The sequence below is a fragment of the Apilactobacillus sp. EABW-1NA genome (genome assembly GCF_030398685.1).
Classification (GTDB): Bacteria; Bacillota; Bacilli; order Lactobacillales; family Lactobacillaceae; genus Apilactobacillus; species Apilactobacillus waqarii.
The window spans coordinates 45059-69262 of record NZ_JAPDKO010000006.1 but is presented as its reverse complement, the minus strand read 5'-3'; the positions used below and the strand labels follow the sequence as shown (position 1 = coordinate 69262).

Annotated in this window: 22 protein-coding genes; 7 read left to right on the top strand and 15 right to left on the bottom strand. The window is 38.3% G+C overall.

The features are described from left to right. Positions 1-9: 9 nt before the first annotated feature. The 14 genes from rplI to dnaA form a co-directional block, all read right to left on the bottom strand. Complete coding sequence (gene rplI, locus OEZ61_RS02975; RefSeq protein ID WP_034530642.1) at positions 10-462, bottom strand: 50S ribosomal protein L9; 453 nt, start codon at positions 460-462, stop codon at positions 10-12. Positions 463-529: 67 nt separating this feature from the next. Beyond that, positions 530-2566 carry a DHH family phosphoesterase gene (locus OEZ61_RS02970; protein WP_080997860.1) on the bottom strand — a complete coding sequence of 679 codons (2037 nt, stop codon included), beginning with the start codon at positions 2564-2566 and terminating at the stop codon, positions 530-532. A gap of 162 nt (positions 2567-2728) precedes the next feature. After that, complete coding sequence (rpsR, locus tag OEZ61_RS02965; RefSeq protein ID WP_034530639.1) at positions 2729-2965, bottom strand: 30S ribosomal protein S18; 237 nt, start codon at positions 2963-2965, stop codon at positions 2729-2731. A 28-nt stretch (positions 2966-2993) separates the two neighbouring features. After that, positions 2994-3491, bottom strand: coding sequence for a single-stranded DNA-binding protein (ssb, locus tag OEZ61_RS02960; protein ID WP_034533769.1), 498 nt, complete (start codon positions 3489-3491; stop codon positions 2994-2996). Positions 3492-3535: 44 nt separating this feature from the next. Next, the gene (rpsF, locus tag OEZ61_RS02955) at positions 3536-3826 is read right to left on the bottom strand and encodes a 30S ribosomal protein S6 (protein ID WP_034533768.1); all 291 of its coding nucleotides are present in this window, start codon (positions 3824-3826) and stop codon (positions 3536-3538) included. 183 nt (positions 3827-4009) lie between these two features. Then, the gene (locus OEZ61_RS02950; protein ID WP_094750779.1) at positions 4010-5098 is read right to left on the bottom strand and encodes a hypothetical protein; all 1089 of its coding nucleotides are present in this window, start codon (positions 5096-5098) and stop codon (positions 4010-4012) included. A gap of 92 nt (positions 5099-5190) precedes the next feature. Next, entirely contained in the window at positions 5191-6480 is a 1290-nt protein-coding gene (locus tag OEZ61_RS02945) for an MFS transporter (protein WP_198178136.1), read from the bottom strand. Positions 6481-6605: 125 nt separating this feature from the next. Next, positions 6606-9143 (bottom strand): DNA gyrase subunit A, encoded by a 2538-nt coding sequence (gene gyrA, locus OEZ61_RS02940; RefSeq protein ID WP_178391585.1) that lies wholly within the window; start codon positions 9141-9143, stop codon positions 6606-6608. A 58-nt stretch (positions 9144-9201) separates the two neighbouring features. After that, the gene (gene gyrB, locus OEZ61_RS02935; RefSeq protein WP_034533762.1) at positions 9202-11148 is read right to left on the bottom strand and encodes a DNA topoisomerase (ATP-hydrolyzing) subunit B; all 1947 of its coding nucleotides are present in this window, start codon (positions 11146-11148) and stop codon (positions 9202-9204) included. Between the two features lie 23 nt (positions 11149-11171). Then, positions 11172-12287: a DNA replication/repair protein RecF gene (gene recF / locus OEZ61_RS02930; RefSeq protein WP_034533759.1), complete on the bottom strand. Its 1116-nt coding sequence runs from the start codon at positions 12285-12287 to the stop codon at positions 11172-11174. Between the two features lie 9 nt (positions 12288-12296). Beyond that, a complete protein-coding gene (yaaA, locus tag OEZ61_RS02925) occupies positions 12297-12515 on the bottom strand; it encodes a S4 domain-containing protein YaaA (protein ID WP_171819640.1) in 219 nt (72 codons plus the stop codon). 202 nt (positions 12516-12717) lie between these two features. Further along, positions 12718-13812: a Xaa-Pro peptidase family protein gene (locus OEZ61_RS02920; protein WP_250232978.1), complete on the bottom strand. Its 1095-nt coding sequence runs from the start codon at positions 13810-13812 to the stop codon at positions 12718-12720. 131 nt (positions 13813-13943) lie between these two features. Beyond that, positions 13944-15080 carry a DNA polymerase III subunit beta gene (dnaN, locus tag OEZ61_RS02915; protein WP_034530629.1) on the bottom strand — a complete coding sequence of 379 codons (1137 nt, stop codon included), beginning with the start codon at positions 15078-15080 and terminating at the stop codon, positions 13944-13946. Between the two features lie 166 nt (positions 15081-15246). Beyond that, a complete protein-coding gene (gene dnaA / locus OEZ61_RS02910; protein ID WP_034530628.1) occupies positions 15247-16590 on the bottom strand; it encodes a chromosomal replication initiator protein DnaA in 1344 nt (447 codons plus the stop codon). A 487-nt stretch (positions 16591-17077) separates the two neighbouring features. On the opposite strand from dnaA, the gene rpmH reads away from it, so the two are divergent. From rpmH to mnmG, 6 genes are all read left to right on the top strand, one after another. Further along, positions 17078-17212, top strand: coding sequence for a 50S ribosomal protein L34 (gene rpmH / locus OEZ61_RS02905; protein ID WP_034530627.1), 135 nt, complete (start codon positions 17078-17080; stop codon positions 17210-17212). 60 nt (positions 17213-17272) lie between these two features. After that, positions 17273-17635 carry a ribonuclease P protein component gene (gene rnpA / locus OEZ61_RS02900; RefSeq protein WP_034530615.1) on the top strand — a complete coding sequence of 121 codons (363 nt, stop codon included), beginning with the start codon at positions 17273-17275 and terminating at the stop codon, positions 17633-17635. Beyond that, positions 17635-18468: a membrane protein insertase YidC gene (gene yidC, locus OEZ61_RS02895; RefSeq protein ID WP_034530614.1), complete on the top strand. Its 834-nt coding sequence runs from the start codon at positions 17635-17637 to the stop codon at positions 18466-18468. The genes rnpA and yidC overlap by 1 nt, the downstream gene beginning before the upstream one ends. Before the next feature lie 105 nt (positions 18469-18573). After that, the gene (gene jag, locus OEZ61_RS02890) at positions 18574-19302 is read left to right on the top strand and encodes an RNA-binding cell elongation regulator Jag/EloR (RefSeq protein WP_041152677.1); all 729 of its coding nucleotides are present in this window, start codon (positions 18574-18576) and stop codon (positions 19300-19302) included. Positions 19303-19480: 178 nt separating this feature from the next. Then, entirely contained in the window at positions 19481-20872 is a 1392-nt protein-coding gene (gene mnmE / locus OEZ61_RS02885) for a tRNA uridine-5-carboxymethylaminomethyl(34) synthesis GTPase MnmE (protein WP_041152678.1), read from the top strand. 41 nt (positions 20873-20913) lie between these two features. Then, positions 20914-22842 carry a tRNA uridine-5-carboxymethylaminomethyl(34) synthesis enzyme MnmG gene (gene mnmG, locus OEZ61_RS02880; RefSeq protein ID WP_053793141.1) on the top strand — a complete coding sequence of 643 codons (1929 nt, stop codon included), beginning with the start codon at positions 20914-20916 and terminating at the stop codon, positions 22840-22842. A 43-nt stretch (positions 22843-22885) separates the two neighbouring features. Here mnmG and OEZ61_RS02875 read toward each other — a convergent pair whose 3' ends face one another. Next, a complete protein-coding gene (locus OEZ61_RS02875; protein ID WP_155368156.1) occupies positions 22886-23365 on the bottom strand; it encodes a hypothetical protein in 480 nt (159 codons plus the stop codon). 196 nt (positions 23366-23561) lie between these two features. On the opposite strand from OEZ61_RS02875, the gene lepB reads away from it, so the two are divergent. Continuing rightward, a complete protein-coding gene (gene lepB, locus OEZ61_RS02870) occupies positions 23562-24203 on the top strand; it encodes a signal peptidase I (RefSeq protein WP_041152681.1) in 642 nt (213 codons plus the stop codon). The last annotated feature ends 1 nt before the right edge of the window (position 24204 follow it).

Below are 24204 nucleotides of genomic sequence, written 5' to 3'. Positions count from 1 at the left end.
CTTTAAGATTTATTTTTCACTTACATGAACTCTGATTGTAGCAGTAACTTGTTTGTGTAGTTTAACTGGAACGTTAGTGTAACCTAAAGTTCTAATTGGTTCACCCAATTCAATCTTACGCTTATCAATCTTTAAGCCATGTTGTTTTTGCATTTCTGCAACGATTTGTTTTGAGGATACTGATCCGAATAAACGGCCGTCAGCACCAACTTTAGCAGATAATTCAACGACTGTCTTATCATCTTCTAGTTTTGCCTTTAAGTCTTTGGCTTCTTGTAATTCAGCTGCAGCTTCTTTTGCTTCGGCGTGTTTTTCACCTTGAAGTTGGCTTAATGCTGAGTTGGTTGCTTCTTTAGCTTTACCTTGTTTAATTAAGAAGTTTTGTGCATATCCGTCGGAAACGTTCTTGATTTCTCCACGTTTACCTTTACCGCGAACATCTTCTAAAAATATAACTTTCATTCAAATCACTCCTCTTAATGTCTTTATATTATTATAAACTCTCTAGGTGTTTTTTTAAATGAATGAATTAATTGTCTTCTGATTCTTCAGGAGCTTCTTCGCTCTTGACTTCATTGATGGAATCCAAAAGCATTTGTTCCACTTCTTCAATTGTCTTGTCGGCAATTTGGGTAGCACCACTTGATAAGTGACCACCACCACCTAGTTCTTCCATTACTCTTTGCACGTTGACTTCACCGTTACTTCTTGCAGAAATACCGATTAAATCATCTGGACGATGAGAGATAACATAAGATGCTTCTACACCTGACATGTTTAGCATTGAATCAGCAGCTTGAGCGGCAGTGACAGGATCGTAGACCTTGTCTTCTTCACCGGCTACATACATCATGTTTTCGTGTCCTTCAACGACCTTGGCCATTGAAATTAGGTGCATTCTTGCCATGTAGGCATCAGGATTTTCACGCATGAATTGTTGCATTTCTTCTGAGTCAGCACCAGCTGAACGTAGGTATGATGCAGCATCAAACGTTCTAGTTCCAGTACGTAAAGTGAATTGTTTAGTATCAACAAAGATACCAGTCAACATTGCTGTTGCTTCTAGTTTGCTTACTGGTTCAGCATCTTGTGATTGATATTCGAACATTTCGGTAATCAATTCACAGGTTGATGAAGCGTATGGTTCGATGTAAACCAAGACTGGGTTTTCAGGGAATTCTTCACCACGTCTATGGTGGTCAATAATCATAACCTTGCTTTCCAATCTGTTGTATAGGTCTTCAGACACACTCATTGATGGTTTAGAGTGGTCAACCATGATTAAAAGACTGTTGTCAGTAGCTAATTGTAGGGCTTCATCTGGTGTGATGATGTCATCTGCTAGAGTTTCGTCTTCCTTAGTCTTGTCGATTAAACGTTGTACATCAGAGTGGAAAGTTCCTTCTGGAATAACCACATAGCAGTGCTTGTTATTCATCTTAGCTAAACGATGAATACCGAGGCATGCACCAATTGAGTCCATATCCGGTTGACTGTGACCTTGCACGAAAATAGTATCTGCTTCTTTGAATAGTTCTTGTAGGGCTTGAGAAATCATACGAGCACGAACTCTGGTACGTTTTTCCATTGGGTTGGTCTTACCACCATAGAAACGAGCTTCGTGGTCCTTAGCCTTAACAACAACTTGGTCTCCCCCACGACCTAAAGCTAAGTCCAAGTCACTTTGGGCTTGTTCAGATAGGTCGTTTAGGTTGTCTTCACCATAGGCAATCCCGATACTCAAGGTAACTGGGTAATTTTGCTTAGATGTAGATTCACGGATTTCATCTAAGATGCTGAACTTGTCATCTTCGATATCCTTTAGAACCTTTGAGTAGGCCATCATGATGTAGTGATCTTCATCCACTTGTTTGATGAAGAAACCAAATTTTTGAGCCCAAATAGTCAATTCGTTGGTAACGTAGTTATTTAGGTTTGAGATTTCTTGGTCGGTCATTGATTGAGTAATTTCATCGTAGTTATCCAAGAAAACTTGACCAACGGCGATTTTTTCGTCGTTGTAGTCTTTTTCGATTTGGTAGTACTTGGTGATATCCATCATGTAGATGGTGCGATATTCCTTTTGAATCAACATTGTAAAGTAATGGTCTTCCCATTTCACGGTTGCGTAGTCAGGATTATCCCAATTGTTTTCTAGGATGTCGGATAATTCTTCGTTTACTTCTTCGACGGTCTTACCAAGTAAATCTTGATCACCAAAATAAGGGGTCAAATATGGGTTTACCCATTCAATTGCTCCTGTTTCACTGATCATTAATACACCAACTGGCATTTCCAAGAGTGTTTCTTGTTCACCACGATGCATACGGTATGAAAGGTCTGAGATGTAATTATCGGTGCTGACACTTAGATCGTTCATTTTCTTAAAGATGTAAGATAACAATGAACATACGAATACTAAGAAAAGGACACCGGATTTCCAATCGTATAGGAAAGATACAACCAAACCAAAGATTGATAATACGGTTAAAGCTAACGCAATCCATCTAAGAACTTGGTTCTTCAAAAATGGAGGTAGGTTAGTTAGCGAGAACAATTTTTTCATTGTAACTCCTCTTTTTTATTTTTTTATATCTTCATTTTATCACATTAGGTGATTATTCAAAAAAAGGAGCTACAAACATTATTTGTATCCCCTTCATATAGGTATTTTTGAGCATAAAAAAACTGAGACCGATAAAAATCAATCCCAGTTAAAAAGTTATTTTTAGTCTTCTGAAACGAATGGCATTAAGCCCATGATACGTGCACGCTTGATAGCAAGAGTTAACTTACGTTGGTTCTTTGCGCTAGTACCAGTAACACGACGTGGTAAAATCTTACCTCTTTCAGATACGAAACGACTTAATAGGTTAGTATCTTTGTAATCGATGTATTCGATGTGGTTTGCGGCGATGAAGTCAACCTTACGGCGACGACGGCCACCTCTTCTTTGTTGAGCCATTAAATTTCCCTCCTCTTTTATTTACACATTAAAATGGTAAATCATCATCGGAAATATCAATTTGATCACCAGAGTTAGCGAATGGATCCGCTGAGTTATTGCCACCATTATTTGATGGGGCATTGTTTGATGAATCAAATGGATTGTTATTTCCTGCATTTGCTTGAGGAGCATTGTTGCCGGCGTTGTTGTTACCTTGGTTACTTGAACGAGGTTCTAGTAATGCAAAGTTTTCTACAACTACTTCAGTAACATATACTCTTTGGCCTTGTTGATTTTCGTAATTTCTTGTTTGAATACGTCCATCAATACCAACCAAAGCACCCTTATGGGTGAAGTTAGCAAAGTTTTCAGCGGATTTACGCCAGATAACACAGTTGATAAAATCTGCTTCTCTTTCACCTTGTTGGTTGGTAAAACTACGATCAACAGCTAAAGTGAAGTTACCTACGGCTGAACCGCTTGGAGTGTATCGCAAATCAACATCCCGTGTTAATCTACCAGTTAAAGTTGTACGATTAATCATGCTGAAAATTACTCCTCTCTTTTTTAAAACGTTTAAATTCTAAATTATCTTCTTACAGTCATTTGACGTAGAATGTCATCACTGAATTTTGATTGACGGTCGAATTCGTCTAGAGCAGTCTTTTCTGCAGTAGTTAGGTTAACGATGTGGTATACACCTTCGTTGTAACCGGCGATTTCGTAAGCGAAACGACGCTTTGACCAGTCTTTTGAATCAATAATCTTAGCACCATTGTCAGTTAGAACCTTGTCGAACTTAGCAACTAAGTCGTTCTTAGCTCCTTCTTCCATATCTGGACGAATGATGTAAGTAATTTCATATTTGTGTTCTTCCATGAATTACACCTCCTTGTGGACTTTAGACCCAACCTCTTGGGTTGAGTAAGGAGTACGAGTTATTTATAACCAATACTCACGTTCAATAAGTTTAACATTAAAAAATAAAATATTCAATACAAAAAACGGGATTGTTTTTCTGCGATACATTTATATATACGCAAAGAAACATTCCCGTTATTTTTAAAAGTTATTAATAGTAAATAGTTGTGATCCACGAATTGTTAGGATGTATCCTAAACCAGCTTGGTTAAAGGCAACTCCTTCGAATTCTAGGTTAGTATTGAACTTGGTTGTTCTAACATCCCTTGGACGTAATTTGTTTAACTTGTTTACTGGAATTGATGAAATAACACCGTCAGAAACTAAGTATAAACGATTACTTGCAGGGTTGTAACCCATTCCTTGAGTTTGGAAACCTTGACCGTTAGCTAGACCTTGCTTGATAGCGCGGAAAGTAACGTGGTTGTTCTTAACTTGTCCCTTGAAGATAACGATTCTACCAGCGGATTTTCCTTGCATACGGTATTTAACGTATGTGTAGAAGTTTCCGTTGTTATCAATTGCTAATTCGTTATTGATTGAATATGAGCGACTGAACTTGAACTTGATTTGCTTAACTGGCTTTAAAGTAGTTGGACTAACTTCAACCAATGTTGGTGTAGTAGTCACAACATCCATCTTTACGTACCATAGCATGTTAGTTTTTGGGTTCAATGCTAGTGATTGACCGTGACCAGCAGCGAACTTAGGACCAAACTTAATTGCTGACATAATTTGTGGATCACGGTTTCTAACACCCATTCTTAGTGCTGCCATGTTGTTGGTATCAACACCTAGACTGTGAAGTTTCCATAAATCGTATCTAACAATAGTAGTTTTTGCATCTGGGTACATTACATAAGCGTATTGACCTGACTTAGAAATAGCGACACTTTGTGGGTTTCCAAGGTCACCACTCCAGTTATATGAGACTGGTAGGTAGAAACTAGTTCTGGCGTTACGACGGAAGTTTCCGCCCTTGGCAAACATAGTGTATGGATTAGATTGGTAAGTCGCACTTTCGTAGTATCCAGCACTTGAACCGTAGTTATACTTAGGAATGTATGCATAGTTTCCGTTGTTTACGAAGTGTGTTGCATAGCCACCCTTCAAAGCATATCCCTTTTGATGGTATGTCTTAACGCTAGCATTAGCATTAACCCCCATAGAGATCAAAAGGAACAATGAAAAGACAAACAACAATGCCTTTAACTCTCTCTTAAAATTCATAAGAATATCCCCTCATCTTTTGTATAGTTTTATTCTATCATCAAATTAATAAAGTTTTAATTAATATTTTATTAAATTATTAGACTTATAGTTTAATTAATCTGATCTGCATGCTCTTCTACATACAAATCGTCTTTTTTGATATTTCGAACAAATTGGGAAATACTCAATACGGTGTAGATGATTAGAATCAAACCACTAATCATCATAATGAAACTACCACGTGGGAACATGTCATATAACCAGGTGTATACCAAGGTCCCAAATGGCATGATGGCGTATCCAACCGTGTAGAGTGTGGAACTAACCCTTCCCAAGATGTTATGTTCAACGGTACTTTGAAGACGAATTTCAATCGCCAAATCAAATATGGCAAACGATAATTCCATCAATAATGACAATAGCATCCCGATTACCGAAACAATCATTTGGTTCTTGGTAACGGTAAATAGGAATCCTAAGCCGACTAAACTAATTCCGACTAAAATCATGGTCGACATAATCTTAATTCCAAAATGATTTTGTTGTCTTAATCGACTGGTGATTAAACTCCCGGTTAGATAACCAATCGAGTATCCAGTTTCCGTCCAAATTACGACTGAATTGGGCAAGCCCAATTGGTTAACGATAATGAATGGACTTCCGGTAACGACAGCCGTGTAGAAGAAGTTCACCATAATTTCCGCCACGATACTGTCACGAATAAATGGACGTTTTTTAACATATTGAAGCGTTTGTTTAAACTGTTGTCTTTGCGATACGCGTTCTTGTTTTTCTACTTTAACCTCGTAGAAATGAAGCGACATCATAATTAGCATCGCTACTACCGTCGCTGCGATTTCTAGGGCGATTAATCCCTCGACACTAATCAAGGCATACAGCGTAATCCCTAAGACGGGCGATAATATTCTAGAAGCTGAGGCCACGGCGGTGGTGAGCGAAGTCAGTTTGGCCACATCCGACATTCTTACTAATTGGCGAATTGATGCTGAGTACGCTGTGTTTCTCAAGTTAACCAAGATAGAATCAATCGCAATAAAAATCGCGACCGGAATCAATAATGATCCACCATGGAAAAATGGTAGTGCTAACGCCAATGCGAGAAAACCAATCATTCTTAATACATAGCCCCAAAAGATAATGCGCTTATGGTTATGGGTATCGACGAAGTTTCCAATCGGAATAAACGTCAATAAACTAATCAATGGACCGACGGCAATATTCATCCCAAAGCTCAATGGAGAATGGGTGGCATGCAATAGCATGAAACTAATCCCGTACTGAAAGATTCCGTAACTAAAGGCCCCCAACCCATTACTTGTCAGTGACTTAATAATTTGTTGGTTGGATTGGCTCTGCGTTAGTTGATTTTGTTTTTCCATTCGCTCACCCCCGTTTTTTAAAGTGTATTAAGGCCTAATTATAGATTTATTGGTGTACAACCACAATAAAAAAGCTTTCATCATAGGATTTTTACGTCCTACATGAAAGCTTTTTTGTTTAACGATTATTCTTCATCGTTGTTATTTGTTTCTTCAGTTGATTCTGTATTATCAGAACTTACTTCAGCAGTTTGTTCTTCAGCATCATCTTCTGTTTCGTCTTCCTTTTGAACACGGGCAACAGTTGATACTCTGGAATCTTCATCAATCTTGATTAAGTGAACCCCTAGAGTAGCACGACCAGTTTGTGAAACGTCAGAAATACTAAATCTGATCATAACACCCTTGTCAGTAACAAGCATGATATCTTCATCACCGGCAACAGTAGTCAATCCAGCTAATGGACCGTTCTTTTCAGTCACGTTAACTGTCTTGATACCCTTACCACCACGGCCTTTGATTTGGTATTCGGAAGCAGGAGTTTGCTTACCGTAACCATTTTCAGAGATAACGAAGACGTTGTCGTTTGGATCTAATACATCCCCACCAACTACGTAATCATTTTCTCTTAGACGGATACCACGAACCCCGGTAGCAGAACGTCCCATTGAACGAACGTCTGAAACCTTGAAGCTGACACAGTAACCTAAGTGAGTACCAATAATAATGTTTTGGTCTTCAGATACTGTTGATACACGCATCAATTCGTCTTCATCCTTCAAGTGAATAGCCTTTAGACCATTACTTCTGATGTTTTGGAATTCATCGATTGGTGTACGTTTTACAGTTCCCTTTAGGGTTGTGAAGAATAAGAATCTACCGTCGTTACTTTCGTTATCGTCAACCGGAATAACAGCTTGAATCTTTTCATCTGTATCAATTCCTAATAGGTTGATGATTGGAATACCTTTAGCGGAACGACCGTATTCAGGGATTTCGTAACCTTTCATTCTGTAAACCTTACCTAGGTTGGTAAAGAATAGTAATGAATGGTGGGTAGTAGTTGCTAGTAAGTGTTCGATGAAGTCATCATCGTGGACACCCATTCCTTGCACACCACGACCACCACGGTTTTGGCTCTTGAATTCAGAAGTAGCAGTACGCTTGATGTAACCGTTGTGAGTCAATGTAATCATGATATCTTCTTCAGCGATTAAATCTTCGTCTTCGATACTTAGAACTTCTCCAACACGTAGTTCAGTCTTTCTTTCGTCACCATATTTTTCTTGGATTTCTAGTAATTCTTGATAGATTAATTCATTAATCTTTTCACGACTACCTAGAATTTCCTTGTAACGTTCGATGTCTTTCAATAGTTCGGCATGTTCGCTAACAATCTTGTCGCGTTCCAAACCAGTCAAACGAACAAGACGCATATCCAAGATAGCTTGGGCTTGCTTATCAGTTAGTGAGAATTCACTCATTAATTGATCCTTGGCGATTGCTGAGGTTTGTGATTCACGGATGATTGTAATAACACGGTCAATGTTGTCCAAAGCAATGATTAAACCAGCTAAGATGTGAGCACGGTTTTCAGCTTTGGCTAATTCGTATTCGGTACGACGTTTGATAACGTTAACTTGGTGTTCCAAGTATTCATTTAAGATTTCTTTCAAGCTTAAAATCTTTGGAGTACCTTCAACGATGGCTAGCATGTTAAAGCTAAAGCTAGTTTGCATTAATGTTAGCTTGTATAGGTTGTTTAAAACAACTTGAGCAGATGCATCACGTCTAACATCAATCACGATTCTCATACCATCACGGTCAGATTCATCATTGATATCTGTAATTCCATCTAGTCGTTTGTCACGAACAAGGTTGGCGATGTGTTCGATTAACTTCGCCTTGTTAACCATGTATGGAATTTCAGTAGCGATAATGCGTTGCTTACCACTCTTTTGTTCTTCGATTTCTGTCTTGGCACGTAGCACGATGCTACCCTTACCAGATTCGTAAGCTCTTCTAATTCCAGACTTACCTAAAACGACACCCCCGGTTGGGAAGTCAGGTCCAGGTAATGCTTCCATCAAGTCAGCAGTGGTAGCTTCTGGATTGTTCATTAGGATATGAATTGCTGAGATTACTTCGCTTAAATTGTGAGGAGGAATGTTTGTAGCCATCCCAACGGCAATTCCGGAAGCACCATTAACAAGTAGGTTAGGGAAACGAGAAGGTAATACTTCTGGTTCTCTTTCACTACCATCGAAGTTATCTTGGAAATCGACAGTATCCTTGTTGATGTCTCTTAGCATTTCCATCCCAATTTTGCTTAGTTTTGCTTCGGTATAACGCATGGCAGCGGCACCGTCACCATCGACAGAACCGAAGTTACCATGTCCATTAACCAATGGATATCTGTAACTAAATGTTTGGGCCATTCTAACCATTGATCCATAAACTGCAGCGTCACCATGGGGGTGATACTTACCAAGAGTATCCCCTACGATTCTGGCAGACTTACGGAATGGTTTGTCAGGAGTTAAACCAAGTTCACGCATATCATATAGGATTCTTCTGTGAACTGGTTTCATTCCGTCTCGAACATCAGGAAGGGCACGCGCAACGATAACACTCATTGCGTAGTCCAAGAATGATGTTTTCATTTTTTCAGATAAGTCAACGTTTTCAATACGATGGCTTGATAAATCTTCATTATTGGCCAATGTTTTTACCTCCAATTCATGGTCGTTACATTAAAATGTTTCACATGAAACATTCATGTTAAATGTCTAAGTTTTCAACGAATGTGGCATTTTCTTCAATGAATTTACGACGTGGTTCTACCTTGTTACCCATCAACATGTCAAAGATTTCAGCAGCTTGTGCAGCATCCTTTGCTTCAACTCTTTGTAGACGACGGTTGTCTGGGTTCATAGTAGTATCCCAAAGTTGTTCGGCATCCATTTCACCAAGACCCTTGTAACGAGAGATGCTAGGTTTTGGAGATGCAGGCAATTGAGCCTTCCATTGTTCCAATTCATCATCATTTGCAATGTATCTAATCATCTTACCTTGTTGTAAACGATACAAAGGTGGTTGAGCGATGTAGACATATCCAGCGTCGATTAATGGACGCATGTAGTTGTAAATCAATGTCAATAGAAGTGTTTGAATGTGGGCACCATCGACATCGGCATCGGTCATGATAATTAGTTTGTGGTAATGAACCTTTTCGATATCAAAGTCATTACCGAAACCAGTACCCATTGCTGTAAACATTGATCTGATTTCTTCATTGGCTAAAATCTTGTCCATTGTCGCCTTTTGAACGTTCAAAATCTTACCTCTAATTGGCAAAATTGCTTGGGTCAAACGGGAACGACCTTGCTTAGCAGATCCACCCGCGGAGTCCCCTTCGACAATGAATAATTCAGAAATTTCAGGGTCACGACTAGTATTGTTTGCTAACTTACCAGGTAAGTTAGAAATTTCTAGTCCTGATTTCTTTCTGGTAACTTCACGCGCACGCTTAGCAGCGGCACGGACACGAGAAGCTAATGCACCCTTTTCAACAATTTGCTTACCCAAGGTTGGGTTTTCAAATAAGAACTTAGCAAAGTGTTCTGAGAAGATGTGATCAGTAGCAGTTCTTGCGTCTGAGTTACCCAACTTAGTCTTAGTTTGTCCTTCGAATTGTGGGTCCGGATGCTTAACAGAAATAACGGCTGTTAAACCTTCACGAACGTCAGGACCAGTTAAGTTATCGTCTTTTTCTTTTAATAGGTTGTTCTTACGAGCGTAATCGTTGATAACACGAGTTAATGCACGTTTGAAACCTTCTTCGTGAGTACCACCTTCGATGGTGTGAATGTTGTTGGTAAATGTTCTCATTTCACTGTGGTAATCATCAGTGTATTGAAGTGCAACTTCAACTGAAATGTCATTTTCCATTCCTTCAACATAGATTGGTTCTTCGAATAATGGTGTCTTTTCACTATCGATGTATTCAACGTAGTGTTTGATACCACCTTCGTAATGGAATTCTTCGTATGTTGGTTCTTCTGGACGGTTATCACGAAGTGAAATCTTTAGTCCCTTGTTTAAGAAAGCAAGTTCTCTAATTCTTTCGGTTAAAGTTTTGATGTTGTAAGTGGTTGTTTCAGTAAAGATATCTGGATCTGGAAGGAAGTGAACCTTAGTACCGTGGTTATCTGGATCATCATCACCAACGAATTTCATCTTGGTGTTAACGTGACCACGTTTGAAGTCCATGTAGTACTTCTTACCATCACGAGTTACGGTTACATCTAATTCAGTTGATAATGCATTAACAACTGATGCCCCAACCCCGTGAAGACCACCAGAAACCTTGTATCCGCCACCACCGAACTTACCTCCGGCATGCAAGATAGTAAATACTGTTTCTAGGGCTGGCTTTCCAGTTTTTTCTTGGATATCAGTAGGAATCCCACGTCCATTATCGACGATTGTAATACTGTTATCTTTTTCAACAGTTACGTGAATAGTGTCGGCGAAACCAGCTAGGGCTTCATCAATACCATTATCAATAATTTCCCATACCAAATGGTGGAGACCTTGAACACTGGTTGATCCAATGTACATACCTGGACGTTTACGTACCGCTTCTAGACCTTCTAGAACTTGAATTTGGCTGGCATTATATTCGTCAGCTTTTCTTCTTTGTTCTTCTTTTTCATTTTCAGTCAACTTTATTCCTCCCCTAATTCAGACTATTCTTCTACGACTTGCCCACTTGAAATATTGAACACCTTTGGATCAGATATTAAGTCACGAGCAATTCCGCTTAGACTCGTAGTCGTCAAAAACGTTTGCACTTTATCTTGAATTGACTTTAGTAAATGAGTCTGACGATTATCGTCTAACTCGGATAAAACATCATCCAACAATAGGATTGGATATTCGTTCGTTTCTTCCTTCATCAAATCAATTTCGGCTAACTTAACCGAAAGTGCGGATGTTCTTTGTTGGCCCTGTGAGCCGAACGTCGAAACATCTTTTCCGTTGATAATAAACTGTAAATCATCACGATGCGGACCATATAACGTATTACCCTGCCTAATTTCCTTGTCCTTGTTTTCGTCAAACAATTCCTTTAGACCGGTGTAAATGTCGTTTTCATTGGTCTGCTGTTTTTTCTTTAATGCGCAAACATATTTAAACTTCAATTCTTCTTTGCCTTGAGAAATTTCAGCATGGATATTTGCTGCCCATCCCTGCAACTTCTTCAACAATTCCAAACGTTGAAAAATTAACTTGGCACCATACGCAGCTAATTGATCAGATAAGACATCTAGATAAAGCTTATCCGAAGCCTCTTTTAGCTGAAGCTGCTTTAAGTAATTATTTCGTTGCTTTAGAATCTTTCTGTATTGAGAATTATTGTATAAATACTGACTGCTCATTTGACCAAATTCCATGTCCATGAAACGACGGCGAACCGTTGGTGCTCCCTTAACGATGGATAAGTCCTCCGGAGCAAACAAAATCACGTTTAGTTCACCCACGTAAGAGGACAATTTAGCCTGTTCGAGTTGATTTACCTTTGCACGTTTGCCTTTCTTTCCCAAATCGATTTCCAATTTGGTGGTGCCTAGTTCTTTTTCAACCTCGCCATAGACCTGCGCATTTTCATTTTCCCAATTAATCAAGTCGCGATTGTTATTGGTACGATGACTACGCGTTAATGCCAAAACATAGATTGCCTCTAGCATGTTGGTCTTTCCCTGGGCATTGTTCCCCAACAAGACGTTGATTGAAGGTGAGAACTGCACCTCTACATCGCTATAATTACGAAAATTACGTAATTTGAGTTCTCTTAATTTCATAAATAAAGCCTACTTTTTGCGAATAAAAAACAAACCAACATCAATAACTTCAACGTTATCCCCGTCGTATAATTTCTTACCACGACGATCTTCAGGTTCGTCGTTTAGTTTCACTGCATGGTCCTTCAAATACCACTTAGCTTGACCACCGGAAGATACGATATCTTCTTCCTTCAACAACTGACCTAATGTTATATATTCGGTATCGATGAAAACATTCTTTTTCAAAACTTCACCCACCTTTTCCTATGTATTATTATACCCTTTTGGACGTCAAAAGTATAGTTTATAAGCTGATTTTCGCCTTTCTAAGCAATTATATAAAAGTGCTTACTAGTTTGTTAAATCCATGCCAAAATCGCTCATATCCTTAAAAAATCACTTTAAACGCAAAAAGAACCCCTTAGATAACTTTCTAAGGGGTCTTATTTTATAAATATTTAATTTCTTTAGGTGTATGGGTAAATGGTTCGCATCCATCTTCGGTTACGTAAACGCAATCTTCGATGCGGACACCAGCGAATCCTGGGACATAAATTCCGGGTTCGATTGAGAAACACATCCCTGGTTTCAATACCATCTTGTTTCCTTCCATGATTGATGGGAATTCGTGTTCAGACATCCCCATCCCATGGCCTAGACGGTGAATGAAGTATTTTCCATAGCCCGCCTTTTCGATAATGTCTCTTGCGACCTTATCGACTTCTTCGGCTGTTACACCTGGTTTAACGAAATCCATCGCAGCTAATTGAGCTTCTAGACAGACATCGTAGATTTCTTTTTGTTTATCGCTAATTTCACCTACGGCAACAGTTCTGGTGGCATCAGAGATATATCCATCATGCACTGTTCCTAGATCAAATAGCACCATTTCATTTTCTTTTACTAAATTATCAGAGGTTGCACCATGTGGTTCAGCAGCATGTGCCCCTGCTTGAACTAAGGTATCAAAACTCATTTCCATGACACCCTTTTGTTTTAGTGCGTATTCCAATTCAGCGACGACTGATTTTTCAGACTTCCCTGCTTTTAATGCTGCGAAACCTTTTTCAAAAGCAAAATCAGCTTCTTTACCCGCTTCCTTTAACTTTTCGATTTCGTCTGGAGACTTAATCAAACGCATTGTGTTCAAGTAATCAGTGACGTCAGTTTCAAAAGTTACATCTTGCAACTCTCTGTGTAAATTTTCTAGACGAGCAACTGTTAGACTTTCTTTTTCAATTCCTGCTGATTTTGGTGTTGCCACTCTTTGTTGGATATGAGCAGCAATCTTTTGCCATGGATTTTCATGATCTAAGTATCCATAAACATCATATGGAAAACCAGTATCTTTAATTGCTTCTACTTCCAATGCGGGTGCAAACATAAACGGATCCTTTTCAGGAAATACGATTAATGCTAATACCCTCTCTACCGGATCACTGTAAAACCCAGTTAAGTATTGAATTGTTTTCGGATCACTTAGATATGTGAAATCTAATCCGTTGTTGTAGGTCCAGTCCTGGATTGACTTTATCTTAGACATGCAAACCCCTCCTTTTAATATATCTTAGACTATAATGACAAATTTTCAAACAATTATTAATTCGTAAATTAAAAAAACGCGACCCTTTATTAGACGGGGGTCGCGTTTTATTAGATGAATTATTAAAATCCCTAGAAAGTACGTACTGGGGTGATTAATTCGATGAAGTTTTCAGCATCTTCAGAAGGAACAAGGGTGAATGGACGTAGTGATGATGTGAATGACACATTGATCATTGAGTGTCCAAAGGCACGTAGGGCGTCCTTCATGTAATCAGGGTTAAAGGAAATTTCTAAGTCATTTCCAGCAACTTCCTTGCTTTCAACTTCTTCTTCAACGTTACCAACGTCTGGAGAGTTACCAGAGATGGTTACTTGTTTAACATTTGCCTTGATAGTTAGCTTAACAACGTTGTTTCTTGATTCGTGAGATAGAAGAGAAGCTCTTTCAATCGCGCCAAGTAGTTCATAGGCATCGAATTGAACATTAGTTTCTGAATCTTTTGGAATCAATCTAGAAGTATCAGGGTATGTTCCTTCAAGAAGTCTTGAGTAGAAGTAAGTGTTGCCAATAGTGAATAGAACTTGGTTTTCGGTGATTTTCATCTTAACGTTTTCAGTATCGTCTGAGATCATCTTTGATAATTCTGAAAGACTGCTACCAGGAATGATAACGTCGTATTCGCCTTGGTTATCTGGTAGTGCAACTTTACGTTGACTTAGACGGTGTGAATCAGTTGCGACAGCAAATAAAGTACCGTCTTTTAGCACAAAGTGAACACCAGTTAGGATAGGGCGACTTTCTTGGTTTGATACTGCGATAACAGTTTGGTTAATGATTTCCTTGAACACGTCACCTGATAATGAAATTTCGTTATCGTTTTCGATTTCAGGTAAGTGAGGGTAATCAGCAGCATCTAAACCATTGATAGTGAATGATGAGGTTCCTGAAGTGATTTCAGTTTGGAAACCATTTGCAACAGAAAGTGTCATTTTATCGCTAGGTAATTTCTTAACGATTCCACTAAAGAATCTAGCAGGTAAAACGATTGAACCTTCTTCTTCGATGATTAGTTCGTTATCTGCATCGTTTCTGTCAATAACAGTTTCGATAGAAACATCAGCATTGCTACCAGTTAAGATCAAACCTTCGTTTGATGCACTTAACTTTAGACCAGTCAAAATAGGAATAGTGGTTTTTGATGAAATTGCTCTTGAAACCATGTTTATTCCTTGAATGAATGCTGATCGTTTAATTGAAAATTTCATTTTGAAAGTCTCCTCGCATGTAGTATTTAATATTAATTAATATATATAGTTAAAACAGTAGTAGTAGGGCCTGTGTATACTGTGGAAAACTCGATTTACTCTTACGGACATAAAGTTTTGCACATGTGGATAACTTGTGGATAAGTTACCACGTTTTTCCACACCTCTATCTCTCTAATGTTTCCTTTAGTTCTTGGATTTGTTCTTTGATTGTTGAATCAGATTGAACTGCATCGGCTATTTTATCGTAAGCATGGATAACAGTTGTATGATCCTTACCGCCAAAGGCGTTACCAATCTTTGGAAGAGAACTATTAGTTAAGGTACGGCTTAAATACATCGCTATTTGACGAGGGATAACAATTGTTTTGACACGTTTTTTCCCTTTTAAATCGTCTATAGAAACGTTGTAGTAATTTGAAACTGATTTGATGATGTTTTCAACCGTAATTTCGGGTTTGGAATCACCATTGTTAAGGCCGCGTAGGGCTTCTGAAACTAAGTCAGTTGTAATTGGAAGCTTTTTGAAGTTAGCAAATGCATGTACACGAGATAGTGCACCTTCCAGTTCACGAACGTTTGAATCAAATTGACCAGCTATGTAATTAAGCGTATCTGGGGGAACTTGAATCCCGTCTGCTTCTGCTTTAGCACGCAAGATAGCAATTCTTGTTTCTAAGTCTGGAGGGGTAATATCTACCGGAAGTCCCCAGGCGAATCGAGAAATCAAACGATCTTGCAACTTGGCAATTTCCTTTGGTAAACGATCAGAAGTTAAAACAATTTGTTTTTTATTTTCATACAAATCATTGAAAGTATGGAAGAATTCTTCTTGAGTTCCGTCCTTATCAGCGAAGAACTGAACATCATCAACTAGCAGTGCATCAACATTTCGGTATTCTTGTCTGAATGCTTCGGTTTCATTATTTTGAATCGCATTAATGAAATCGTTGGTGAATGACTCACTAGTTACATACATAATGTTTGCAGTTGGATTGTCTTTTAGAATCTTGTTACCAATTGCGTGCATCAAGTGGGTTTTACCTAATCCAACACCTCCGTATAAAAGAAGTGGGTTATACATTTTTCCTGGATCTTCGGAAACAACTAGCGCCGCTGCATGCGCCATTTGGTTACCTTTGCCGATAACGAAGGATTCAAATGTATAGTTAGGATTTAGATGGCTGTTTTGTAAGAATTCATTGTCATTTGCGCTGCTAGAATTCTCTTTAACAGAATCATCTTTCTTAGCTGAACTACCAAGTTCTCCTTCAACAACGAATTTTGGAACGATATCTCTTTTAGTTATTTGGTATGAATACTCTACTAAAGAGTCTTCTAACTTATCTTCCCAATAATCACGATGGAGAGGAGATGGAAGTTCAAGCGTTAGCTCATTTCCGACTAAGCTAATGGGATTAACTGTAGCAATCCATGTTGAATAGGTTGTAGTGGAGTAATTTTTTTCAAAAGCTTCACTGATTGCTTCCCATAATGAGTCTTTATCCATGAATCATTTCCTCCCGTTAAAAATCTTTAGTAATTTTACCATTTTAAAAAAAAGTTTTCCACAAGCACATTTACTTGTGTATAATTGTTTCACACCCTGTTGATTTCATTTTCCACACCCTGTTGATAAGTCGATTAAAAATCTCTCATTTTTTAGTTTTCCACAGAAAATTGTTAATAATCCACAGGTAAGTATAACCGATATATCAATAAAAACAAAAAGTTATGCACAACTTGTGAATAATTCTAATAACAGGCTGTTTACTTGTGGAAAACTTGTGGAAAAGCCTGTTAATTGCAAAATTTTAATCAACAAGAAAAATCTCAAAATGTGTATGAAACAAATTAAAATGTGGATAAAAAATGGATCCCTTTAGGGAAAGAATTTGATTTTTATGTTTCATCATTAATTTTTTTATGGTATTATGTTTAGGAAATGTATTTGACATAGAAAAGAAACATACAAAATATATAAGGGAGGGTTAGTAATGAAGAGAACTTACCAACCAAAGAAACGTAAGCACGCACGTACTCACGGTTTCCGTAGTCGTATGAGCACTAGCAACGGTCGTAAAGTTTTAGCTCGCCGTCGTAAAAAAGGTAGAAAGTCATTGACTGTATAGACCACTGACCATTCAGTGGTCTTTTTCATTATATTGAACAAAATTTAATGGAGATGGATTATGCGTAAGTCATATCGCGTCAAAAAAGAAGCAGAATTCCAAAATGTTTTTGAAAAACATAATTCAGTTGCTAATCGGACTTTTGTTATTTATCAAATGGAAAAGCCTGATCAACCCCATTTTAGAGTAGGTATCTCAGTTGGTAAGAAGATTGGGAATGCCGTTCACAGGAACTGGGTAAAAAGACGAGTTAGACAAAGTTTGACTGAATTAAAGCCATATCTAAGACAAGACGTTGATTTCTTGGTTATCGCTCGTCCAAGAGCAGATCAATTATCAATGGAAGAAGTTAAGAAGAATATGGTGCATGTTTTAAAATTAGCAAACTTGCTTGATTCTGATTATGTTGAGGGAGAAGACTAATGAAAAAATTTAAAAAGTATCTTTCACTTACTTCAATTTTAGGATTGGTATTTTTCTTGACTGCATGTAGTAATAAACCAATTACTTCACACAGTACCGGTCTATGGGATGGAGTCATCGTACTTAATTTCTCAAGAGCCATCATTTGGTTAGCCAAATTCTTCGGTTCTAACTACGGAATGGGTATCGTTGCTTTCACCATCATTGTTCGTATCATTATCTTGCCTTTGATGATCTATCAAACCAAGAGTATGAAGAAGACTCAAGAACTACAACCTAAGTTAAAGGAACTTCAAAAGAAGTATTCATCAAAGGATACTGAAACTGTTAAGTTACTTCGTGAAGAACAACAAAAGCTTTACGCTGAAGCGGGTGTTAACCCTGTCGCTGGTTGTTTGCCACTATTAGTTCAATTACCAATCTTGTGGGCCTTATACCAAGCTATCTGGCGTACAGATATTTTGAAGTCAGGTCATTTCCTATGGTTACAATTAGGACACAAAGACCCATACTTTATTATGCCGGTTCTAGCCGCCGTATTTACTTTCATTAGTTCATGGCTAGCAATGAAGTCACAACCTGAGCAAAATGGGATGACAAAGGGAATGATGTTCGGAATGCCCGTTATCATTTTCTTCATGGCACTAAATATTCCTGCTGCGATCTCAATTTATTGGGTAGTAACAAATGCCTTCCAAGCTGTACAAACATTGTTTATTCAAAACCCTTGGAAGATTCAAAGAGAACGAGAAGAAAAGCTACGTGCTGAAAAACAACACAAGCGTAATGTTGAAAAAGCAATTCGCAAAGCTAAAAAATCTCGTCGTAAATAATAAAAAGCGTCTGATTTTATAATCAGACGCTTTTTTTGTGTATCATTGGACCGCTAGTTTGTGATATTATTAATAACATAGTTTATTTTTAAAAGGAGTCCCAACATGTCAACATTTACTGCTAAAACAGTCAGTGAAGCGATCGAGGAAGGACTAAAGTCACTAAACGTTGATAAGAGCAATGCTGATATCAACATTGTTCAAACAAACCGTAAAGGCTTTTTTGGAATCGGAAAACGTGATGCAATCGTCGAAATTGACGTTAAAAACAATGAAAATGCATCAAACTCTCAAGAAATCGCAGCAACACCAACAAAAAACATTAAGATTAACAATCAACCAGAAGAAACAACTGAAACAAAGAAACGTCATCATTCAAATGAACAAGCCATGGAAGATTTAGTGGCTTATTTGAAGCCAATCATCGAAGAATTGGGCGTTTCAGCCGAATTACAACCTAAGATTATTAACAGAAAGTTCGCTCGTATTAACTTCAAGACCGAACAAGAAGGTCTATTAATCGGTAAACATGGTCTAACCATCAATGCTTTACAAAACTTGGCACAAATCTACTTGAACCACATCGGTTACAGCCGTTTATCAATTCAACTAGATACAGCCGATTACCGTCACCGCCGTACTGAAATTTTGAAGAAATTGGCTGAAAAAACAGCTAGAGAAGCGGTCGCTACAGGACAACCGGTATACTTAGATCCAATGCCTTCTTTCGAAAGAAAGGTTATTCATAACCAACTAGAAGACAATCTATACGTCAACACATTCTCATCAGGTCGCGAACCTTACCGTGCGGTCGTTATAGAACCACAAGGATAGTCATATAAATTGACAAAACCGGATAAAGTTTTTATTATATAAAGTATCATTCTTATCAGAGATAGATGAAGTAGTCAAAGTGCTTTATCCATGCTGAGTTTTTTTGGCGTGGAGTGGGCACTTTTTTTGTGCGTTAGACCACAAAACGGATTTTGATAATTAAGAAAGGAAGAGGAACATGGCAACGACTACAGATTTTGATACAATCGCAGCGATTTCAACACCACCTGGTGAAGGGGGAATCTCCATCGTTCGAATTAGTGGGGATGACGCTTTAAAGGTAATTAGTAAAATTTATCGAGGCAAGGACTTAAACAAGGTTGCCTCACACACCATTAATTACGGACACGTCTTTGATCCAGACACTAACGAAGACGTCGACGAAGTAATGGTATCAGTAATGAGAGCGCCAAAGACTTACACTTGTGAAGACGTGATTGAGGTTAACTGTCACGGTGGTATCTTAGCCACTAACACCATTCTTCAATTGATTTTAAGTTATGGTGCCCGTCTTGCTGAACCGGGTGAATTTACCAAACGTGCATTCTTGAATGGACGAATTGACCTTTCACAATCAGAAGCGGTCATGGATGTTATTGACGCCAAAACTACCCGCTCTATGAAGGCTGCTGAAAGCCAACTTGAAGGAAACCTTTCAAGACTAATTAGAACGCTTAGACAACAAATTTTGGACGTTTTAGCAAATGTCGAAGTTAACATCGATTACCCTGAATATGACGATGCCGAAGTTATGACTTCTAAGTTATTGAAGGAAAATGCGGTTGATTTAAAAGCTAAGGTTGAAAAACTACTAGAAACTGCCAAGCAGGGACAAGTTCTAAGGGATGGACTTGCTACTTCTATCGTTGGTCGTCCCAATGTTGGTAAATCAAGTATCTTAAACCACTTGTTACACCAAGATAAGGCCATCGTTACAGATGTTCCGGGAACCACACGTGACGTGTTGGAAGAATACGTTAACGTTAAGGGTGTTCCTTTGAAATTAGTCGATACCGCCGGAATCCGTGAAACCGAAGATAAGGTTGAAAAAATCGGTGTGGAACGTTCAAGAAAGGCCATCGCAAGTTCAGACCTAGTGCTATTGGTATTGAACTACTCTGAAAAACTTTCTGATGAAGATCGTCAATTAATCGAATTAACTAACGATTCCAAACGAATCGTAATATTGAACAAGACCGACTTGCCTCAACAAATCGATGTTGATGAAGTTAAGAGCTTAGTCGGTGCAGAAAACGTGATTACTACTTCTGCCATTCAAGACAATGGAACTGAACCACTTGAGGAAATGATTGCTAAGCTATTCTTTACCCAAGGAATTCAAAGTTCACAAAACGACGTTATGGTTACAAACGCCAGACACGTTAGTTTGTTACACAATGCCAAAGAATCATTAAACAGCGTAATTAACGGATTGGATGAAGGTCTACCGGTTGATTTAGTTCAAATGGACATGCACGCATGTTGGGAATCACTTGGTGAAATCACCGGTGATAGCTACAACGGTGAGCTATTAGATCAACTATTCAGCCAATTCTGTCTAGGAAAATAGTTAATTGTTTCATGTGAAACATTTTTAATGGAGGAAAACAAATGAGCCAAATCGTAAGCGAAGAAAATATCCAATACGATGCCGGTGAATACGACGTTATCGTCGTTGGTGCCGGACATGCTGGTAGTGAAGCTGCGCTTGCTTCAGCCAGAATGGGAAACAAAACAATGCTAATCACAATCAACTTGGACATGGTCGCATTTATGCCATGTAACCCATCACTTGGTGGACCAGCCAAGGGAACTGTGGTTAGAGAAATCGATGCACTAGGTGGGGAAATGGGTAGAAATATCGATAAGACCTACGTGCAAATGAGAATGTTAAACACTGGTAAGGGTCCAGCCGTTCGTGCATTACGTGCACAAGCTGACAAGCACGCTTACCACCGTGCAATGAAGGAAACTATCGAAAAACAACCTAACTTGGATTTAAAACAAGGAATTGTTGATTCATTAATCGTTGAAGACGGTGTCTGCAAGGGTATCGTGACTTTTACAGGTGCTAAGTACTACTCAAAGACTACTGTTATTTGTGCCGGAACAGCAGCTCGTGGAAGAATCATTATTGGTGAACTAAGATACTCTTCAGGTCCCAACAACTCTCAACCTGCATTGAAATTGTCAGAAAACCTAGAAGAATTAGGTTTCGAATTGAAACGTTTCAAGACTGGTACACCTCCACGTGTTAACGGTCGTACAATTGACTTCTCTAAGACAGAAGAACAACCAGGGGATGAAGAAGTTAACCACTTCAGTTTTGAAACTCCTGATGACAAGTACATTCCAGTTAAGGATCAACTATCATGTTGGTTAACTTATACTAACGAACACACTCATCAAATCATTCGTGACAACCTAGACCGTGCACCTATGTTTACTGGTGTGATCGAAGGGGTTGGACCTCGTTACTGTCCATCAATCGAAGATAAGATTGTTCGTTTCGCTGACAAGAACAGACACCAAGTATTCTTGGAACCTGAAGGTCGTGAAACAAACGAATACTACTGTGATAGTCTTTCAACTTCTCTTCCAGAAGAAGTACAACAAAAGATGTTACACAGTGTTGCTGGACTAGAACACGCTGAAATGATGCGACCTGGTTACGCCATTGAATATGATGTCGTAGCACCTTACCAATTAAAACCAACATTTGAAACTAAGATTGTTAAGAACCTATACACTGCCGGTCAAACCAACGGTACTTCAGGATATGAAGAAGCTGCTGGACAAGGACTATACGCCGGAATCAATGCTGCATTACGTGCCCAAGGTAAGGACCCAATGGTTCTAAAACGTAACGAAGCATATATCGGTGTGTTAGTTGATGACTTGGTAACTAAGGGAACTAACGAACCTTACCGTTTACTAACCAGTCGTGCCGAATACCGTCTACTTCTTAGAAACGATAATGCTGACTTCCGTCTAACTGAAAAGGGTCACGAATTAGGTCTAATTTCAGACGAAAGATACAACAAGTTCCTAGAAAAGAAAGAAGCCGTTATCAAGGAACTAGACCGTCTAGATCACACTCGTATCAAACCAAGTGATGAAGTAAACGAATTCGTTGAAGCTCACGGTGACAAGCCACTTAAGGATGGTATCTTGGCATCTGTATTCCTACGTCGTCCATACGTAACTTACAACACATTGTTGAAGTTCATCGAACCTGCTGAAAAGCCACTAGGTCGTCGTGTGGTAGAGCAAGTTGAAATCAGAACTAAGTACGCCGGATATATTAAGAAGGCCGAAGAAAATGTTGCTCGTATGAAGAAGATGGAAGCTAAGAAGATTCCAGATGACATCGATTACGATGCAATCGACAGTTTAGCTACCGAAGCTCGTCAAAAACTAGAAAAGATTAGACCACGTACTGTGGCTCAAGCTTCTAGAATTTCAGGGGTTAACCCTTCAGATGTTGCCATCTTAGGTGTTTACATCCAACAAGGTAAAATCGCTAAAATCAAAAAATAGGTAAAACAAAAGCCGTCTAAACATGGTTTAGACGGCTTTTTTATTATCGAATGCAGCTATTTAAAATGGTATATAGGAATGATGAGATAATTCCTGGAACTAAAACATTTTTAAGTAGTTTAAATTGATACTTAAAGTATTCAGATGATTTTTGTTGATTAATCTTTACTAATCTATGTTTTAAAATAGAGTGATTTGCAGATATAGTGAAGCAAATGATGGATGTAGTTAGTAGTATCCACATAAACGCCCAAAAAATAGCATAGAAGTAGTTTCCGTATATTATGTATATAATTACTGCTGACATGTTTAAAGCATCTATATAGACGGTATAAATGGACAAAAATGCTAAGAAGATTCTGGTACGCAACATTGAAATGATTGCATATAAGACTGCAACCTCGATAAAGATTAGCATTTGAGGTAAAGCTGAAAGGAAGTTTGTCTTTAAAATAATATGTAGTGACATTGCTTCCATATTGATGTTGAAGATTCCCCATAAGACAGATATTAAAAACCACACCAGAAATGCAGCAAGAATATTTTTATGGATCTTAAGTTTTCCGATTTTATTAATACTCGTCATTCCCTTTATCATATAATTAAAATATTAACAATTAAATTATACTTATAAGTACGAATTATCACAAGGAAATTATTTAAAACAAATTGTGAAATAATGATACAATGGGATTATCAAAATTAGGAGCAACGAAAAAATGGAAAAATCTACCAAAAATACTAAAAACAAATTTTTAAGAGAATGCCTTAGCTGGCTAATCTACCTAGTCGTGTTAGGGGCAATCTACCTAACAATTACTCATTTCTTTACAATGGCAACCGTTGATGGTCATTCAATGGATCCTAACCTATACAATAAAGAAAAGATGTTGGTATTAAAGCAAGCCGACATTAAACGTAACAGTGTTATCATTTTTGATGCCCATGGAGAAGATCCTGAAGCAACTGCTAATGATTACTATGTAAAACGTGTTATCGGTCTACCAGGTGACACCATTTCATACAAAGATGGTAAGTTATACGTTAACAACAAGGTTGCCGACCAAAGCTTTATATCTAAGAAACAGTTAAGTGAAGGAACACGTTATAATCCCCTTAATGGTGGTATGATTAAAAATTGGAGCATCTCAAGCCTATCCAGCACTAAATGGGTATACAACCAAGATGCAAAGGTTGTACCAAAGGGTGAATACTTCGTATTGGGTGATAACAGAAGTATCTCAAACGATAGTCGTTACTGGGGATTCGTAAAGAAATCTAAGGTATTGGGAGTAGCCAAGTTATTCCCATGGTCAGGTACTGCTAAGCACCGTCATAACGTTAATGATTTAGCTAAGTAGA

What these genes read in the sequence shown, in the direction of transcription:
- rplI (WP_034530642.1), bottom strand. Translation starts at nt 462, where the DNA reads ATGAAAGTTATATTTTTAGAAGATGTTCGCGGTAAAGGTAAACGTGGA.
- recF (WP_034533759.1), bottom strand. Translation starts at nt 12,287, where the DNA reads ATGAAATTAAGAGAACTCAAATTACGTAATTTTCGTAATTATAGCGAT.
- dnaN (WP_034530629.1), bottom strand. Translation starts at nt 15,080, where the DNA reads ATGAAATTTTCAATTAAACGATCAGCATTCATTCAAGGAATAAACATG.
- dnaA (WP_034530628.1), bottom strand. Translation starts at nt 16,590, where the DNA reads ATGGATAAAGACTCATTATGGGAAGCAATCAGTGAAGCTTTTGAAAAA.
- ssb (WP_034533769.1), bottom strand. Translation starts at nt 3,491, where the DNA reads ATGATTAATCGTACAACTTTAACTGGTAGATTAACACGGGATGTTGAT.
- jag (WP_041152677.1), top strand. Translation starts at nt 18,574, where the DNA reads ATGTCAACATTTACTGCTAAAACAGTCAGTGAAGCGATCGAGGAAGGA.
- rpmH (WP_034530627.1), top strand. Translation starts at nt 17,078, where the DNA reads ATGAAGAGAACTTACCAACCAAAGAAACGTAAGCACGCACGTACTCAC.
- mnmG (WP_053793141.1), top strand. Translation starts at nt 20,914, where the DNA reads ATGAGCCAAATCGTAAGCGAAGAAAATATCCAATACGATGCCGGTGAA.
- rnpA (WP_034530615.1), top strand. Translation starts at nt 17,273, where the DNA reads ATGCGTAAGTCATATCGCGTCAAAAAAGAAGCAGAATTCCAAAATGTT.
- OEZ61_RS02945 (WP_198178136.1), bottom strand. Translation starts at nt 6,480, where the DNA reads ATGGAAAAACAAAATCAACTAACGCAGAGCCAATCCAACCAACAAATT.
- rpsF (WP_034533768.1), bottom strand. Translation starts at nt 3,826, where the DNA reads ATGGAAGAACACAAATATGAAATTACTTACATCATTCGTCCAGATATG.
- OEZ61_RS02950 (WP_094750779.1), bottom strand. Translation starts at nt 5,098, where the DNA reads ATGAATTTTAAGAGAGAGTTAAAGGCATTGTTGTTTGTCTTTTCATTG.
- yidC (WP_034530614.1), top strand. Translation starts at nt 17,635, where the DNA reads ATGAAAAAATTTAAAAAGTATCTTTCACTTACTTCAATTTTAGGATTG.
- mnmE (WP_041152678.1), top strand. Translation starts at nt 19,481, where the DNA reads ATGGCAACGACTACAGATTTTGATACAATCGCAGCGATTTCAACACCA.
- rpsR (WP_034530639.1), bottom strand. Translation starts at nt 2,965, where the DNA reads ATGGCTCAACAAAGAAGAGGTGGCCGTCGTCGCCGTAAGGTTGACTTC.
- OEZ61_RS02920 (WP_250232978.1), bottom strand. Translation starts at nt 13,812, where the DNA reads ATGTCTAAGATAAAGTCAATCCAGGACTGGACCTACAACAACGGATTA.
- lepB (WP_041152681.1), top strand. Translation starts at nt 23,562, where the DNA reads ATGGAAAAATCTACCAAAAATACTAAAAACAAATTTTTAAGAGAATGC.
- OEZ61_RS02970 (WP_080997860.1), bottom strand. Translation starts at nt 2,566, where the DNA reads ATGAAAAAATTGTTCTCGCTAACTAACCTACCTCCATTTTTGAAGAAC.